Source organism: Caballeronia sp. LZ065 (assembly GCF_031450975.1).
Taxonomy (GTDB): Bacteria; Pseudomonadota; Gammaproteobacteria; order Burkholderiales; family Burkholderiaceae; genus Caballeronia.
The window spans coordinates 1623622-1639246 of sequence record NZ_JARUXV010000001.1 but is presented as its reverse complement, the minus strand read 5'-3'; the positions used below and the strand labels follow the sequence as shown (position 1 = coordinate 1639246).

Below are 15625 nucleotides of genomic sequence, written 5' to 3'. Positions count from 1 at the left end.
ACGCATCTGCCGGACGGCTCACGGTGTCCAAACTTCAAGGAGAGCTCGCCTTGTCCACGCATACCGGTTCCACCCCAGCGAATCCCCAGACCGGCGGCACCGCCGACGCCAGTCGCGCGGCCGGACGCGCCCTGCGCGACGCGGTGCCGTTCGGACAGCACGCCGCATGGCAGCCCGAGTCCGCTCGCCCCGATCCGGTCGAGCGCGTTCTCGCCGGCAACGCCGGCCGCCAGGAGCGGTTCATTCCGCTGCGCATGCAGCGCATGGCGGAGTCGCCGTTCGCCTTCCTGCGCGGCGCCGCCACTGTGATGGCCTGGGACCTGGCGAAGTCGCCTTCGATCGGCCATAACGTCATCATCGACGGCGACGCGCACATCAATAACTTCGGCCTGTTCCGCACGCCGCGTCAGGACGTGGTGTTCGACCTGAACGACTTCGACGAGACGCTCGTCGGACCGTGGGAATGGGACCTGAAACGCCTGACTGCAAGCATCAATGTCGCGGCGCGCGAAAACGGAGTGGATCCGGCCGGACGCGAGCGCGCGGTGCGGTCCGCGTGCGCGGGCTATCGCACGACCATGGCGACGCTCTGGCAGGTGAATCCGTACGATCTCTGGCAGATGCGCAGCTACGCGAGCGCCCTGCACATGGATGCGCCGACGCGGCTCGACGCCGAGGAAAAGGCCACCATCGAGAAGACGGTCGAGCGCGCGATGAAGCGTTCGCACGCGACCATGCTGGCGAAGGTCGCCGAGCCGGTGGGCAAGGGCTATCGCTTCAAGGTCGATCCGCCGATCCTCACGCAGCTCGACGCCGCCGAGAAAAATCATGTGATCGATGGCCTGAAGGCCTATCTGCAGACCATCGCCGGCGAGTGGCGCATGATGCTCGAACGTTACGACGTCGCGGATGTCGCGCATCGGGTGGTCGGCGTGGGCAGCGTCGGCACGCGCGCCTATCTGGTGCTGATGCTCGGCCGCGCGCTCGGCGATCCGCTGTTCGTGCAGGTGAAGGAAGGCATCGTCCCGGCCGCCGCGCCGTTCGTGCCGCCGCTGGACGAGCCGTTCCAGCATCAGGGACGGCGCGTCGTGCATGGGCAGCGGCTGATGCAGAGTTCGTCCGATGCGCTGCTCGGCTGGACCACGATCTCCGGCCGGTACTTCTACGTGCGCCAGATGAAGCAGATTCGCGGCTCGATTCCGGTGGACTGGCTGCACGGCGCCACTTTCGATTTCTACGCGTGGTGCCTCGGCATGCTGCTCGCGCGCGCCCACGCCCGCACCGGCGACGCCGCGCTCATCGCCGGCTATTGCGGCAGCTCGGACAAGCTCGATGCCGCCTATGCGACCTGGGCCGAGCGCTATGGGGCGCAGACCGTGGCGGACCACGCCGCGTTTTGCGCGGCGATCAGCCAGGGGCGCGTGCCGGCGAAGTGAGACACGCGAGCACAAGACCGAGTGTGCTGTGCGCGGGCGGTTCGCAGTCGAATTGACTATCATGGACGCTGTCCACGCCGCATTGCCCGACGCGGCGCGGCTTACCGGCGTTTCAATGGCATAGCCCTTGCTGCCGCTCTACCCCGTTACACCGTCCCGAACTTCAACTGGAGGAAGCCGCGCATGAGCATGATCGATGAATTCAAGAACTTCGCCCTGAAGGGCAATGTCATGGACCTCGCGGTCGGCGTCATCATCGGCGGCGCGTTTTCGACGATCGTCAATTCCGTCGTGAAGGACCTGATCATGCCGGTGGTCGGCCTTGCCACCGGTGGCCTCGATTTTTCCAATCTCTTCGTCAAACTCGGACCCATACCCCCAACCTTCAAAGGCAATCCGGATTCGTACAAGGACTTGCAGACAGCGGGCGTGGCCGTGTTCGGCTATGGCTCGTTCATCACGGTGCTGATCAACTTCATCATTCTCGCGTTCATCATCTTTCTGATGGTCAAGTTCATCAACAACCTGCGCAAGCCCACGGAAGCCGCCGCGCCGCCGTCCACGCCCGAAGACGTGCTGCTGCTGCGCGAAATCCGCGACGAACTGAAGAACGCACCGCGCGTCTAGGCGGCCGATCCTTCGAGAATCTCAGGAACCCGCGCGGCGTGCGCGGGTCTGCATAAACAGCAGCCCACTTCCGTTGGTGCGCCCTGCCGCTTTTTTCTTTACGAAAGCTGTTCTTGCGGGCAGGAGCGGGACTATTATTGGGAATAGATGCTCAGAGGGATGCCCAGATGGATGCCAAGCGGGCCGCCAATCGGTCAACGGCATGAATCGTGCGCCAGGATCGTGCAATCAGGCAGGAGACCGTGCAAATCTTCGGTCGTGATCCTTGGCCCGAATCACCGTGACCTATTCACATCGATGCGCTATAAAAGATCGACGTGCGGCGCGCAAGACGGGAGTGGCCGCATGAGGACGCTGCGTTTCTTGCAATTCTTTTTCAGGCGAGTTTTTATGTCCTTCCCGAAAAAGCGTAAACGCGTGAAAGCCGACGGCGACGAGTCGTTCCTCGCCGTGCTCCGGCATTTCAGGCCTTTCGGTCAGCTAGACACCAAGATCGCGCGCGCGCGTGCGCAGGACGAACCGGTGCTCTACGCCCATGTGTTGCCCGGACTCGATGTTCTTCTGTGCAGCGTGCGCGGCGCCCAGCCGCCCTATCCGGCGATCGACGAACTGCACAGGCGCTGTGTCGAATCCATCACCAATGCGCTCGAACAACCGCTCGACGGACTCGAGAACGGCGGCTACTGGTATGAGGCCAACGGTTTCGGTTTTCTTGTTTTCGCCAGCCGCGCCCGCACCCAGATCCTGAACGACTTTGGTGCCACCGTTTCGGCACGCAGGCGGCGCGGCGCGCGCCGGCAGGATGCGGGGGACGCCGCTTCACGTCCGTTGCGCTGAGTTTTTCATAATCCCCCGTAGCGCGAATCGATCGGGCCTCCATGCGAGGCCCGATGCATTCAGGGCGATGGATCGAGCACGTCCCTCGCGCAAACCCCGACTATTCCCGCAGGCTTTCATGTTCTCTAATGGAAGCCGCGCGCCGCCACAGCCAATGGCGCGCGCCTTGCTGCAACGACATTGCAAGCTTCTCGCGACGCCACCGGCCCATCGCGCCGCCCTTCATCAAGAACGGAGAACACCATGTCGGAACACGTCTACAAGCAGATCGAACTCACCGGTTCCTCGCCCCAGTCCAGCGACGACGCCGTGCGCGTCGCTTTATCGAAAGCCTCGAAGACGCTGCGCAACATTCACTGGTTTGAAGTCACGGAAACGCGCGGACACGTGGAGGACGGCAAGGTCGCGCACTGGCAGGTGACGCTCAAGGTCGGCATTCGCCTCGAGGATTGACGCGTTCACCCGTCGCATGAAAAAGCCGCGCTTCGTGTCGCAACGAAGCGCGGCTTTTGATTTGCTGGCGGCCCAAGACTGACAGACCGACAGACCGCCTGGCCAACGTACTTACTTTGGCAGCGAACCGTCCACGCCTTCGACGTACCAGTTGATGCGTTGCAGTTCCGGATCCGTCAGCGTCTTGCCGGCCGGCACCTTCTCCGCGCCCGACTGATCCTTGATCGGACCGCTGAACACATCCCACTTGCCGCCATGCAGCTCGTCACGCTTCGCGGCAACCGCCTGCACCGCCTTCGCGGGAATCACGCCCGTGTTCAAGTCTTCCAGGTCCACGGCCTTCTGCGGAATGCCGAGCCAGACCGGATCGTTTTTCCACTTGCCGTCGATCACCTTCTGGATCACGTCGTTGTAATAGACGCCCCAGTGCGCGACCACCGAACCCAGATGCGCGTTCGGGCCGAACTTCTTCATATTTGAATCCCAGCCGAAGGCATACACGTGCTTCTCGGCGGCCGTGTTGAGCGTCGCGTTCGAATCCGTGTTCTGCAACAGCACGTCGGCACCCTGGCCGATCAGCGTTTCGGCCGCCTGTTTTTCCTTGCCCGGATCGAACCAGCTGTTGATCCAGATGACCTTCGTGTGGATCTTCGGATTCACCGAGCGCGCGCCCAGCGTGTACGCGTTGATGTTGCGGACCACTTCGGGAATCGGCACCGACGCGACGAAGCCCAGCGTGTTGGTCTTCGTCACGTAACCGGCCGCGACACCCGCGAGATACGCGCCCTGGTACATGCGCACGTCGTAGGTGCCGAAGTTCTTCGCCTTCTTGAAGCCGGTGGCCGTCAGGAACGTGGTGTCGGGAAAGTCCTTCGCCACCTTCAGCGCGAAATCCTGATAGCCGAAGCTCGTCGCGAAGATCACCTTGTTGCCCTTGTTGGCGAGATCGCGGAACACGCGCTCCGAATCGGCCGATTCCGGCACGTTCTCCACGCGCGTGATCTTGATCTTGCTGCCGTACTTCGCCTCGGCTTCCTTGCTGCCCGCGTCGTGCGCGAAGGTCCAGCCGGCATCGCCCGGATTGCCGAGATAGACGAACGCGACGCCCGGCGCATCGGCCGCCTGCGTGCTCATCGCGGCGACGCTGGCCGACAGCGCGACCGTCGCGGCGACGGCCTTGAGCCATGGTTTATTCATTGTGATTCTCCTGGTCGATGTTGTGTGTGAATCAATTGTGCGTGTGACAGAGTGTGGTCAGCCAAAAAAACGGACGAAAGCGCCGGGCGCGCCGTGGCAGTCCGCTAGCTCGCCGCAAAAAACGGCTTGCCGAGCGAAGCCGGCGCATTGAGCTTGATGGTGTTCGGGTTGCGCGAGATCAGCACCAGCACGACGATCGTCGCGATGTACGGCAGCATCGCGAGGAATTGCGTCGGCACCGGCACGCCGATGGCCTGCGCATAGAACTGCAGCGCCATGACCGCGCCGAACAGAAGCGCGCCGATCAACAGGCGTCCCGGCCGCCAGGTCGCGAACACGACGAGCGCGAGCGCGATCCAGCCGCGTCCTGAGGTCAACTGCTCCTGCCAGACGTGCAGATAGACGATCGAGTAATAACCGCCCGCGATGCCGGCCATCGCGCCGCCGAACAGCGTCGCGCCGTAGCGCACGCCGACGACCGGAAAGCCCACCGAATGCGCGACCGCCGGCGATTCGCCTACCGAACGCAGCACGAGCCCCGCGCGCGTCTTGTAGAGGAACCAGCCGATCACCGCGAACATGATGAACGCGAGATAGCCGAGCGGCGTGAGCGAGAACACCGCCGGGCCGAGCACGGGAATCGACGAAAGACCGGGAATCGGCATCACGTCGATGCTCGCGCGCACCGCCGCCGAGGTGTACGGCTTGCCGACATAGGCCGAAAAACCGATGCCGAAGATCGTCAGCGAGAGTCCGGTGGCGACCTGGTTGGCGAGCATCGTGATGGTGAGAAAGCCGAACAGCAGCGCCATCGCGAGCCCGGCGAACACCGAGGCGACGATGCCGAGCCACGGGCTCCCGGTGGTCGCCGTGACGGCGTAGCCGGTGACGGCGCCCATCAGCATCATGCCTTCCACACCGAGGTTGAGCACGCCCGACTTCTCGGCGACGAGCTCGCCCGCGCCGGCGTACATCAGCGGGATGGCGGCGATGACGGCGCTCGACGCGAGGCTGCTGGCCTGATTGATATCCATGGTCTTCTGCTCTCGTTAGGCTTAAGCGGCGTGGCGCGCCGAGCGACGCGTGATGCGGTAGTTCACAAAGAGATCGCAGCCGAGCAGGCAGAACAGCAGCAGGCCCTGGAACACGCCCGCGAGCGCCTGCGGCAGTTGCAGCGAGGTCTGCACGGCTTCGCCGCCGAGATAGAGCAGCGCCATCAGCAGACTCGCGAGCACGATGCCCACCGGATGCAGCCGCCCGACGAACACGACGATGATCGCCGTGCAGCCGTAACCGGGCGACCAGCCCGCCTGCAACTGGCCGATCGGACCGGCCACCTCGCCCATGCCGGCCAGGCCCGCCAGACCGCCCGAGAGCAGCAGCGAGGTCCAGATGGTCTTCTTGTCGGAGAAACCGGCATAGCGCGCGGCGAGCGGCGCGAGACCGCCGACGTTCATCCGGAAGCCCGCGAAGCTCTTGCGCATGAAGACCCATACGCAGGGAATCGCGATTGCCGTGAGAAACACCGACGCGTTGATGCGCGTGCCCTTGAGCCACGCCCAATGCCAGTCGCCGTAGAGGCGCGGGAACAGCGCGTCGTCGCCGAACATGGCCGAGATCGGAAAGTTCATGCCGTCAGGATCGCGCCACGGGCCGCTCACCAGATAGATCAGCAGTTGAGCCGCGACGTAGGTGAGCATCAGGCTCGTCAGAATTTCATTGGTGTTGAACCGGCTCTTGAGCAACGCGGGAATCGCCGCCCACAGCATGCCGCCGACCACGCCGCCCGCCATCATCAGCGGCAGCGTCCACCAGCCGGATGCATCGCCGGCGTGGATCGCAATGCCGCCCGCGACGATGCCGCCCAGCAGCATCTGCCCTTCCGCGCCGATGTTCCACACGTTCGCGCGATAGCCGACCGCGAGGCCCAGGCCGATCAGGCACAGCGGCGACGCCTTCAGCACGAGTTCCGACCAGCCGTTGACGCTCGACAGCGGTTCGATGAAGAACGCGTGCATCGCGCGCAGCGGATCCTGGCCGACGAGGCTGAAAATCAGAAAGCCGATGACGAGCGTCGCGACCGCGGCGACCACCGGCACGGCAAGCTGCATGGCGCGCGACGGCGTCGGGCGCGCTTCGAGTCGATAGGGAAAGATCATCGTTCGCTTACTTCGGGAGTGAATCGAGTTCGGCCGACTGCGCGCGCTTGCCGTCGAACAGGCCGGCCATGAACAGGCCGATCTCTTCCGCGTTGGTTTCGCTGGTCGGGCGCACCGGCGAGAGCTTGCCGCCCGCGATCACCGCGAGCCGGTCGCAGATGTCAAAGAGTTCTTCCAGTTCCTCGGAGATCACGAGAATCGCGACGCCGCGCGCTGCGAGATCGAGCAGTTGCTGACGGATGAAGCCCGCCGCGCCGACATCGACGCCCCAGGTGGGCTGCGCGACCACCAGCACTTTCGGCTCCTGGAGAATCTCGCGCCCGACGATGAACTTCTGCAGGTTGCCGCCCGACAGGCTCTGCGCGAGCGCGCCGCAGCCGCCGCAGCGCACGTCGAAGGACTGGATGCAGCGGTTCGCGAACGCCTGCACCGCACCCGAGCGGATCCAGCCGCCGCGCACCATGTTCTCGCGATGCGCCGTCAGCAGGCCATTGTCCGCGAGCGACATGGCCGGGACCGCGCCGCGTCCGAGCCGCTCTTCCGGCACGAAAGCGAAACCCAGCCGCCGCCGTCCGCCCGCGCTCAGGCGCGCGGCGGGCCTGCCGCAGATCGACACGGCATCGGCGGCAATGTGTTTGTCGCGGATCTCGCCCGACAGCGCCGCCAGCAGTTCGGCCTGGCCATTGCCCGACACACCCGCAATGCCGAAGATTTCGCCCGCGTGCACGGCGAACGAGACGTTGTTGAGCGACGTGCCGAAGGGATCGGGGCTGGCCGCCGACAGGTTCTTCACCGCAAGCCGGATCTCGCCCGGCTGGTGCTCGCGCCGCGTGTAGTCCGGCAGCGAATGGCCGACCATCATCTGCGCGAGCGAGGCCGGCGTCTCACGGCGTGGATCGGCATTGCCGGTTACGCGGCCGCCGCGCATCACGGTGGCGTTCTCGCAGAGCGACTGGATTTCGTCGAGCTTGTGGCTGATGTAGAGAATGCTGCAGCCTTCGGACGCGAGACGGCGCAACACCTTGAAAAGCTTCTGGACCGCCTGTGGCGTGAGCACCGATGTCGGCTCGTCCATGATGAGCAGACGCGGATTCTGCAACAGGCAGCGCACGATCTCCACGCGCTGCCGCTCGCCGACCGTCAGGCTGTGCACGTGGCGCTGCGGATCGACATCGAGCCCGTAGTCTTTCGACACCTCTCGAATGCGTTTGCCGAGCGCCTTCATGTCGAACTTTTCGTCGAGCGCGAGCGCGATGTTCTCGCCCACCGTCAACGTCTCGAACAGCGAGAAATGCTGGAACACCATGCCGATGCCGAGCTTGCGCGCCGCCGCCGGGCTGCCGATCTCGATGACCTCGCCTTCCCAGCGGATCTCGCCTTCGTCGGGCCGCACGGCGCCGTAGATGATCTTCATCAGCGTGGACTTGCCCGCGCCGTTTTCGCCAAGCACGGCGTGGATTTCACCCGGCATGACGACGAGATTCACGCCGTCGTTCGCCTTGACCGACGGATACTGCTTGCTGATGCCTGACAACGCCAGGCGCGGTGGCGTCGTCGACGATTGGATGGCGTCGCCCATTGAGATCCAGAAATGCGCCCGGCCACCGAGCAGGCCAGGCTGGAAAAGTTACCGCGAAACCGGCGCGCGACAAATGGACGTCACGCAAATCGGGCCGCGGGCAGAATGTACAGAATTCGGGTCTCCAAGTCGATCACTCAAAATAACGCGCCAAATCACGCGCAGCCAGGTTTTGCGGGTAAGCCACACCTTGACGAAATTTTCGAGACATACTAAAAACCATATGGACAACCCCTGCTTATATCAGGCAGAACGTATAGTGGAGATAACATGAGTCAGCAACGCGAGGCGATCGATACTTACTTATTGCGCGTCTTGCACACTCTGCTGATGGAACGCAGCGTGACCCGCGCGGCCGTCAAGCTCAACCAGTCGCAACCGGCCATCAGTGCAGCGCTGCGCCGCCTGCGCGACATCACCGGCGACCCGCTGCTGGTACGCGGCAAGTCCGGCATGGTGCCCACCGAATACGGCCTGCGCCTCCTCGAACCCACCCAGAACGCCTTGCGGGAAATCGAGCGCATCAAGGTGCAGCAGCACAACTTTGATCCGTCGACGTCGGTGCGGTGTTATCGCATCGGCTGCCCCGATTATCTCAACGTGCTGTTCGTGCCGACGGTCGTCGAACGCTTCCGCCAGGCCGCGCCCGACGCCACGCTCGAATTTCATTCGCTCGGCCCGGCGTTCGACTACGAACTCGCGCTGGAAGACGGCAAGCTCGATATCGTCGTCGGCAACTGGCCGGAACCGCCCGAGCAACTGCATCTGTCCAATCTGTTTGTCGACAAGATCGTCTGTCTCGTCAGTAATACGCATCCGTTCGCCAAGCGCGGCGGTCTCACGCTCGATCAGTATCTGAACGCCCCGCATCTCGCGCCGACGCCCTATTCCGTTGGCCAGCGCGGCGCAATCGACGTGCATCTGGCGCGCGAGCGGCTCAAGCGCCATGTGGTCGTGACGCTGCCCTACTTCAATCTCGCGCCTTACGTGCTCATCAAGTCGGACCTCGTGTTCACGACGACGCGGCTCTTCGCGGATCATTACGCGCGCTTTCTGCCGCTGGCCGTCGTGCCCGCGCCGCTCGATTTCCCGCCGATGCAGTATTACCAGCTGTGGCACGAGCGCTGCCATTACTCCGATGAAGTCCGCTGGCTGCGCGGGCTCGTCGCGGAGGCGACGCGCTCGCTGATCGATCAGCCGTGATGCCGTCGCGGGGCGCTTGCAGGCGCCCCGCAGCGTTTTCTACGCCCGGTTCGCGAGTTCGCCCGCCAGCCGGTTATGCCGTTCGACGACGGCGCCGAGATCGAGCGTCGTCAGGCGGCCTTCCTTCACGACAACCTTGCCGTCGATCACGCTCGTCGATACCTGCGACGGCGCGCAGAACACCAGCGCCGCGACCGGATCGTGCAGTGCGCCCGCGAACGCCGTCTGCTTCAGGTCGAACGACACGAAATCCGCGGCCATGCCGGGCGCGAGTGCGCCGATGTCGTCGCGATTCAGCACTTTCGCGCCGCCGAGCGTGGCGATCTCGAGCGCCTCGCGGGCGGTCATCGCGTCGGGGCCGAAGCCCACGCGCTGCAGCAGCAAGGCCTGGCGCACTTCCGCGACCATCTGCGCGCCGTCGTTCGACGCGGAGCCATCCACGCCGAGTCCCACCGGCACGCCGGCATCGCGCATGGCGCGAATCGGCGCGATGCCGGAAGCCAGCCGCATGTTCGAGCATGGACAATGCGCGACGCCGGTGCCGGTGCGCGCGAACAGTTCGATGCCCGCGCGGTCCAGCTGCACGCAGTGCGCGTGCCATACGTCATGCCCGACCCAGCCGAGGTCCTCCGCGTATTCGGCGGGCGTCATGCCGAATTTCTCGCGGCTGTAGGCGACGTCGTTGACGTTTTCAGCCAGATGCGTGTGCAGCGAGACGCCGTGTTCGCGGGCGAGCAGCGCGGCGTCGCGCATCAGTTCGCGGCTCACGGAGAACGGCGAGCACGGCGCCACGACGACGCGCAGCATCGCGTAGCGGCCTGCGTCGTTGTAGGTTTCGATGAGGCGCTGCGTGTCCTTCAGGATCGCGTCTTCCTTCTCGACGACGGAATCGTGCGGCAAGCCGCCGTCCTTCTGTCCGACGCTCATGCTGCCGCGCGCCGCGTGAAAACGCATGCCGATCTCGCGCGCGGCCGCGATGCTGTCGTCGAGCCGGCTGCCGTTCGGGTAGATGTAGAGGTGATCGCTGGACGTCGTGCAGCCGGAGAGCAGCAACTCGGCCATTGCGGTCTGGGTCGAGACGTGGATCATCTCTGGCGTGAGATGCGCCCAGATCTTGTAGAGGTTCGTGAGCCAGCCGAACAGCTCGGCGTTCTGCGCGGCGGGAATGGCGCGCGTCAGGCTCTGGTACATGTGATGGTGCGTGTTGACGAGGCCCGGAATCACGAGATGGCCGCGCATGTCGAGGATGTCGTCGGCGGTGGCGGGAAGTTCGCTCGTCGGGCCGACCGCCACGATGCGGTTGCCTTCGATGAACATGCCCCCGTCAGCGATTTCGCGACGCTGCGCGTCCATCGTGACGAGCATGTGGGCGTTCCTGACCAGCAGGGTTCTGGATTGCATCGATGTTTCTCCTGAAAACGGCGTTGAGGTCCGGTTGAGCCCCGGTTACCCAGCGTGGCTCGCCGTCTTCGGGACGCGGCACAGTATCCTGATATCGTGCGCGCCATGCCACTGTCCGCAGCCAAAAAATCGGACGCAATCAGACTCCCAGCATGGTCGTCCTCAGCCCGCCGATATATTTGCGATTTTTGGCGCGGTTAACATCGCCGGGAGGCCCGGCAGACGGGCGCAAGGGCTGCTTCGGGACCGCGCTCATGCGTTGGGCATTATCTTTCCTATCGCGGGCGCACAGCGCGCGGCGACTTCCTACAATGCTGTACACGGCGCGCATCCGAAACGCCGACGGGTATGTAGCCACTGACGTGGAGCCTCGATCCGCCGCACACGCACCCCGCCCCGGGGACGCGGAATTTCGGATCAGCGCTCCGCCAGATCTCGCATAACTCAAGGAAACTGCGAATGGGCAAGCTCACTACCCACGTCCTCGACACCGCGCACGGCCGCCCGGGCGCGCATCTTCAGGTCGAACTGTTCGCGCTCGACGGCGACACGCGCCGCGCGCTCAAGACCATCCACACCAACGACGACGGCCGCGCCGATGCGCCGCTGCTCGAAGGCGCCGAATTTGGCATCGGCGAATACGAACTCGTGTTCCATGCCGGCGATTACTTCGCGAAACTGGGCGTGAAGGTGCCCGAACCGCGCTTTGTCGACCGCGTGGTGCTGCGCTTCGGCATCGCGGACGCGGCATCGCACTATCACGTGCCGCTGCTGGTTTCGCCGTGGGCGTACAGCACGTATCGCGGCAGCTAGACCCATTACGTTGCGCCCTGCCCCTGGTCCCCTCGCAGACGGCGCGCATAAAACAAATCGGTAGTGGAGGAGTACATGGAAGGCTTTGTCACCGACTGGCTCAATCTCGTATTGCGCTGTCTGCATGTCATCGTGGCGATCGCCTGGATCGGCGAATCGTTCTACTTCGTCGCCCTGGATAACAGCCTGAAACCGCCGACCGACCCGAACGCGCGACGACGCGGCGTGTTCGGCGACTTCTGGCACGTACACGGCGGCGGCTTCTATCACATGCAGAAGTATTCCGTCGCGCCGCAGGACATGCCGGAAAACCTGCACTGGTCGTTCTGGCCGTCGTACACGACATGGATGTCCGGCTTCGGTCTCTTCTTCGTGCTGTATCTGCTGTCGCCGTCCACGTATCTGATCGACAAGAGCGTGCTGGACATGGGTCCGGTGGTGGCGGTGTCGGCGGCGCTGGGCTTCCTGATGGCCGGCTGGATCGTGTATGACACGCTGTGCCGCGTGCTCGGCACCAACGACAAGCTGCTCGGCATCTGCGTGGGCATCTATGTGCTGATCGCGGCGTTCATCGCGTGCCACGTGTTCGCGGGCCGCGCCGCCTACCTGATCACCGGCGCGATGATCGCGACCATCATGTCGGCGAACGTGTTCTTCGTGATCATTCCGGGGCAGCGCAAGATGGTCGCCGCGATGCTCAAGGGCGAAACGCCGAATGCCATCTTTGGCAAGCGCGGCAAGCAGCGCTCGGTGCACAACACGTATTTCACGCTGCCGGTGGTCTTCGCGATGCTGTCGAACCACTATGCGATGACCTACACGCACAAGTTCAACTGGCTGATTCTGGTGCTGATCATGCTGGCCGGCGCGCTGATCCGCCAGTTCTTCGTGATGCGTCATCGCGGGCAGGTACTGTGGTACATGCCCGTTGCGGGGCTCGTGCTGGTGCTGGGCGCGTTCGCCTGGACGATGCCCGCGCCGACGATGCCCGTCGCCCAGGCCGCCGGTGCGCCGACGATCAAGGTCGCGGATATCCAGCCGATCATTCAGCAGCGCTGCGCGACATGCCACTCCGCGCATCCGACGATGATGGGTAGCGCGCCGGCGGGTGTATTGCTGGATACGCCGGCCGAGATCAAGCAGAACGCGCAGCGCGTGAATCAGCAGGCGGTGACGCTGAAGGCGATGCCGTTGGGGAACGTCACGCAGATGACCGATGCCGAGCGGCAGAAGGTGGCGGCGTGGTTTGCCGGAGGGGCGGTGGAGTAAGGCCGTGCTTCTGGCTTGAGAAAGCTTGGTTTGAGTTTGAGCTGAACCCCGGTTCGTTGGACTTCGGTCCAGGGAATCGGGGTTTTGATTTCCAGGCGCCGATTGCGCGATATCGAATACATTCGCGACCACTTCACGAACACTAAACCGAATTTTTAAGACTATTCGTGTATCAGTCTTCGATCCAGCGCGAGAGGATCATCTCGGATGGCGCGCGCTCGTGCGCCTGTTCTGATAACGGGTTAGTCAACAATGAGTTTTCCAGCGTCCGTGCAGTACGACAATGATGAGCCGTCGTATCACTGGGATGATAAACGTGAACCGGCGGCATCCGACATTTTCGAACTGCGTCCGCCGGGAGTCCCGGAACGCGCGAAATCGATCTACGACGAATATCTGAACGCCGTCATTGGGTATCAGGATGAGATTGCGGGCGTTTCCAGGATCTACTCGCTCGACGGGATCATGCATTTAACGGAAAAGCCGCTGGAAACACCGTTGCTCGATCCACTCGACATTATCTTGATGATCGGAGGGTTTTCGCGCGCCGGAATGCAAAGCTTTACTCGCTCGGGACTTCGGGGTATAGGAGCGACTATCGGCGAACATACCCTATCTGGATTGCGATCGCGCTATCTTGCGATGTCGCAGGCACCGATAAAGTTTGCGGCTCAACCGCTGACGCACATGAGAAACCCCCATCGATTCGTGCCCGTGCATATCTTGCGACTCGCAATAATGTTTGGAAAGCGTGGCCCGGATCCGAAAAACATGAAAGGGTTATCCATGTATGAACAAGCCATCAAGATTAACGGAAAAGCGTATGTACTCGAAGTTCTGGTACGCGAGAAGGACTATACTATTCTTCATTTTCTCTATAAGCAGATCAGATGAACCCGATGATCAGGGTAAAGCCGGCACTGCACGAACCTCCTTTGGTCAAAAGCTATTGGGATGTTAACGCCTTTTCATTGCTGTGCGAGATCGCGTATGGTGATGGCGAACCTACGACAGACACCGGGACGCTGAGTCAAGCACTCGATCGTCAATTCAGTATCCATCCCCGTGGCTACGTTCTCACAGCCAGTTCGTTTTCAATGGCGCTCGATTCAAGAAAGCGAGTGATTGACTGGGATGTTTTGACGAATCCGGCGCAATGGATTGATTGCACCTTTCCGCATGTCGAAGCGCCCCTATCCATACTCACCTTCTCGGCGGATTTCGATTCGAACAATCGCGCGGGAATGGAAGAGCCCACGATCTACTACGAACGCACAAACGGTACGCTCTATCTGTCCTGGTCCCCTGCGGCGTCCTGGTACGCAATCGATAAAGAGCTTGCGTTCGGAGCAACGGAAGACGGTTATCTGGCCCAGATCCGTCTGGACGGGTTTTCCATCGACAGTCGTTGAGTCCGACTTCGCGATATCCGAAGGGAATCGGAGTCTTCATTGAGTGAAGCATCTTCCGGATGCTCCGACTCCTGCTGACCATGCGTTGAATCGGCCCTTTCCTCTGAGCCGGTGCAACCAGGCAGACGACGTCACGAGCCCGCTTCTCCGATGCGCAATCGAAACCCCTCACCGCGCAAAGTACCCCTTGACGGCCTGAATCACCGTATCGATGTCTTCCCGCGACACATCCCGATGCGTCACAAACCGCGACGCATACAGCATCTGCATCAGAATGCCCCGCTCCTTCAGATACGCTTCCAACGAAGCGCAATGCCCTTCAGGAATCTGCGCGAACACCATGTTCGTGGCCTGCGACAGCACCTTGATCGGCTCGATCTGCGCAAGCCCCGCGGCGAGACGTTCGGCGTTCTCGTGATCCCGCGCGAGCCCTTCGACATGATGATCCAGCGCATGCAAACAAGCAGCCGCGAGCAACCCCGCTTGCCGCATCCCGCCGCCCAGCACCTTGCGCCATCTACCCGCCACCTCCAGCAGCGCGCGCGGCCCCACCAGCACCGAGCCGACCGGAGCGCCCACGCCCTTCGAGAAACAGATCGACACGCTATCGAAAGGCGCGCAGATGTCCGCGATCGGCTTGCCCGACGCCACCGCCGCATTGAAAGCGCGCGCGCCATCCAGATGCACCGACAAACCGCGAGCGCGCGCAAGACGCGTCGCCTCCTCGACATACGCCGCCGGCAGCACCTTCCCGCCGATGGTGTTCTCCAGCGCAAGCAGCTTCGTGCGCGCGAAGTGATTGTCGATGGGCTTGATGGCCGCCGCGATCTTGTCCAGCGGCAGCGAGCCGTCCGCCGCATTCTCGATGGGCTGCGGCTGGATGCTGCCCAGCACCGCGGCGCCGCCGCCTTCGTACTTGTAGGTATGCGCCGCCTGCCCGACGATGTACTCGTCGCCGCGTGCGCAATGCGCCATCAGGGCCGCGAGATTGCTCTGCGTGCCGCTCGGAAAGAACAGTCCGGCTTCCTTGCCGGTGCGTTCGGCGAGCGTCGCCTGGAGCTTGAGGACGGTGGGATCGTCACCCCAGACGTCGTCGCCGACTTCGGCCGCCGACATCGCGGCGAGCATGGCCTGACTGGGACGGGTAACGGTATCGCTGCGCAGATCGATCATCGTGTGGAGGTAGTCGGGGAAAAGAGCCGCCTATCTTAACGCCCCCAAATAAAAAGGACCGGCTCG

Annotated in this window: 15 protein-coding genes; 9 read left to right on the top strand and 6 right to left on the bottom strand. The window is 63.2% G+C overall.

The annotated features are described in order from the left end of the window. Positions 1–50: 50 nt before the first annotated feature. The 4 genes from QCE63_RS07520 to QCE63_RS07505 all read left to right on the top strand — a co-directional run bounded on the left by QCE63_RS07520 (position 51) and on the right by QCE63_RS07505 (position 3353). Positions 51–1436, top strand: coding sequence for a DUF2252 domain-containing protein (locus QCE63_RS07520; RefSeq protein WP_309832028.1), 1386 nt, complete (start codon positions 51–53; stop codon positions 1434–1436). A gap of 183 nt (positions 1437–1619) precedes the next feature. Continuing rightward, the gene (gene mscL, locus QCE63_RS07515; protein ID WP_309832026.1) at positions 1620–2063 is read left to right on the top strand and encodes a large conductance mechanosensitive channel protein MscL; all 444 of its coding nucleotides are present in this window, start codon (positions 1620–1622) and stop codon (positions 2061–2063) included. A 345-nt stretch (positions 2064–2408) separates the two neighbouring features. After that, positions 2409–2900 (top strand): hypothetical protein, encoded by a 492-nt coding sequence (locus QCE63_RS07510; RefSeq protein ID WP_309832024.1) that lies wholly within the window; start codon positions 2409–2411, stop codon positions 2898–2900. 243 nt (positions 2901–3143) lie between these two features. Next, positions 3144–3353 (top strand): dodecin, encoded by a 210-nt coding sequence (locus QCE63_RS07505; protein WP_309832023.1) that lies wholly within the window; start codon positions 3144–3146, stop codon positions 3351–3353. 111 nt (positions 3354–3464) lie between these two features. Here the strand turns inward: QCE63_RS07505 and QCE63_RS07500 are convergent, their stop codons facing one another. From QCE63_RS07500 to QCE63_RS07485, 4 genes are all read right to left on the bottom strand, one after another. Next, a complete protein-coding gene (locus QCE63_RS07500; protein WP_309808127.1) occupies positions 3465–4550 on the bottom strand; it encodes a BMP family ABC transporter substrate-binding protein in 1086 nt (361 codons plus the stop codon). Between the two features lie 104 nt (positions 4551–4654). Continuing rightward, positions 4655–5584 carry an ABC transporter permease gene (locus QCE63_RS07495; RefSeq protein WP_309832021.1) on the bottom strand — a complete coding sequence of 310 codons (930 nt, stop codon included), beginning with the start codon at positions 5582–5584 and terminating at the stop codon, positions 4655–4657. 21 nt (positions 5585–5605) lie between these two features. Next, positions 5606–6709, bottom strand: a complete 1104-nt coding sequence (locus QCE63_RS07490) for an ABC transporter permease (RefSeq protein ID WP_309832019.1) — start codon at positions 6707–6709, stop codon at positions 5606–5608. Positions 6710–6716: 7 nt separating this feature from the next. Continuing rightward, on the bottom strand, positions 6717–8288 hold the full coding sequence (locus QCE63_RS07485; RefSeq protein WP_309832017.1) for an ABC transporter ATP-binding protein: 1572 nt from the start codon (positions 8286–8288) through the stop codon (positions 6717–6719). A gap of 270 nt (positions 8289–8558) precedes the next feature. Here QCE63_RS07485 and QCE63_RS07480 point away from each other — a divergent pair, with 270 nt between their 5' ends. Further along, the gene (locus QCE63_RS07480) at positions 8559–9491 is read left to right on the top strand and encodes a LysR substrate-binding domain-containing protein (protein WP_061124662.1); all 933 of its coding nucleotides are present in this window, start codon (positions 8559–8561) and stop codon (positions 9489–9491) included. A 39-nt stretch (positions 9492–9530) separates the two neighbouring features. On the opposite strand, the gene QCE63_RS07475 is transcribed toward QCE63_RS07480, so the two are convergent. Then, positions 9531–10892: an 8-oxoguanine deaminase gene (locus QCE63_RS07475; protein ID WP_309832015.1), complete on the bottom strand. Its 1362-nt coding sequence runs from the start codon at positions 10890–10892 to the stop codon at positions 9531–9533. A gap of 459 nt (positions 10893–11351) precedes the next feature. Between QCE63_RS07475 and uraH the strand changes: the two genes are divergently transcribed. The 4 genes from uraH to QCE63_RS07455 all read left to right on the top strand — a co-directional run bounded on the left by uraH (position 11352) and on the right by QCE63_RS07455 (position 14386). Beyond that, positions 11352–11705 carry a hydroxyisourate hydrolase gene (gene uraH / locus QCE63_RS07470; protein WP_309832013.1) on the top strand — a complete coding sequence of 118 codons (354 nt, stop codon included), beginning with the start codon at positions 11352–11354 and terminating at the stop codon, positions 11703–11705. A gap of 75 nt (positions 11706–11780) precedes the next feature. Further along, positions 11781–12974, top strand: a complete 1194-nt coding sequence (locus tag QCE63_RS07465; protein WP_309832011.1) for a urate hydroxylase PuuD — start codon at positions 11781–11783, stop codon at positions 12972–12974. A gap of 270 nt (positions 12975–13244) precedes the next feature. Continuing rightward, entirely contained in the window at positions 13245–13868 is a 624-nt protein-coding gene (locus tag QCE63_RS07460; protein WP_309832009.1) for a hypothetical protein, read from the top strand. Next, positions 13865–14386, top strand: coding sequence for a hypothetical protein (locus QCE63_RS07455; protein WP_309832008.1), 522 nt, complete (start codon positions 13865–13867; stop codon positions 14384–14386). The genes QCE63_RS07460 and QCE63_RS07455 overlap by 4 nt, the downstream gene beginning before the upstream one ends. A 168-nt stretch (positions 14387–14554) precedes the next feature. On the opposite strand, the gene ltaE is transcribed toward QCE63_RS07455, so the two are convergent. Continuing rightward, complete coding sequence (gene ltaE / locus QCE63_RS07450; RefSeq protein WP_309832006.1) at positions 14555–15559, bottom strand: low-specificity L-threonine aldolase; 1005 nt, start codon at positions 15557–15559, stop codon at positions 14555–14557. Between the last annotated feature and the right edge of the window lie 66 nt (positions 15560–15625).

Excerpts from the sequence above, each read along its gene's own strand:
- QCE63_RS07505 (WP_309832023.1), top strand. The coding sequence starts at position 3,144 with ATGTCGGAACACGTCTACAAGCAGATCGAACTCACCGGTTCCTCGCCC.
- QCE63_RS07500 (WP_309808127.1), bottom strand. The coding sequence starts at position 4,550 with ATGAATAAACCATGGCTCAAGGCCGTCGCCGCGACGGTCGCGCTGTCG.
- QCE63_RS07455 (WP_309832008.1), top strand. The coding sequence starts at position 13,865 with ATGAACCCGATGATCAGGGTAAAGCCGGCACTGCACGAACCTCCTTTG.
- uraH (WP_309832013.1), top strand. The coding sequence starts at position 11,352 with ATGGGCAAGCTCACTACCCACGTCCTCGACACCGCGCACGGCCGCCCG.
- ltaE (WP_309832006.1), bottom strand. The coding sequence starts at position 15,559 with ATGATCGATCTGCGCAGCGATACCGTTACCCGTCCCAGTCAGGCCATG.
- QCE63_RS07485 (WP_309832017.1), bottom strand. The coding sequence starts at position 8,288 with ATGGGCGACGCCATCCAATCGTCGACGACGCCACCGCGCCTGGCGTTG.
- QCE63_RS07475 (WP_309832015.1), bottom strand. The coding sequence starts at position 10,892 with ATGCAATCCAGAACCCTGCTGGTCAGGAACGCCCACATGCTCGTCACG.
- QCE63_RS07480 (WP_061124662.1), top strand. The coding sequence starts at position 8,559 with ATGAGTCAGCAACGCGAGGCGATCGATACTTACTTATTGCGCGTCTTG.
- QCE63_RS07495 (WP_309832021.1), bottom strand. The coding sequence starts at position 5,584 with ATGGATATCAATCAGGCCAGCAGCCTCGCGTCGAGCGCCGTCATCGCC.
- QCE63_RS07465 (WP_309832011.1), top strand. The coding sequence starts at position 11,781 with ATGGAAGGCTTTGTCACCGACTGGCTCAATCTCGTATTGCGCTGTCTG.
- mscL (WP_309832026.1), top strand. The coding sequence starts at position 1,620 with ATGAGCATGATCGATGAATTCAAGAACTTCGCCCTGAAGGGCAATGTC.
- QCE63_RS07510 (WP_309832024.1), top strand. The coding sequence starts at position 2,409 with ATGAGGACGCTGCGTTTCTTGCAATTCTTTTTCAGGCGAGTTTTTATG.
- QCE63_RS07490 (WP_309832019.1), bottom strand. The coding sequence starts at position 6,709 with ATGATCTTTCCCTATCGACTCGAAGCGCGCCCGACGCCGTCGCGCGCC.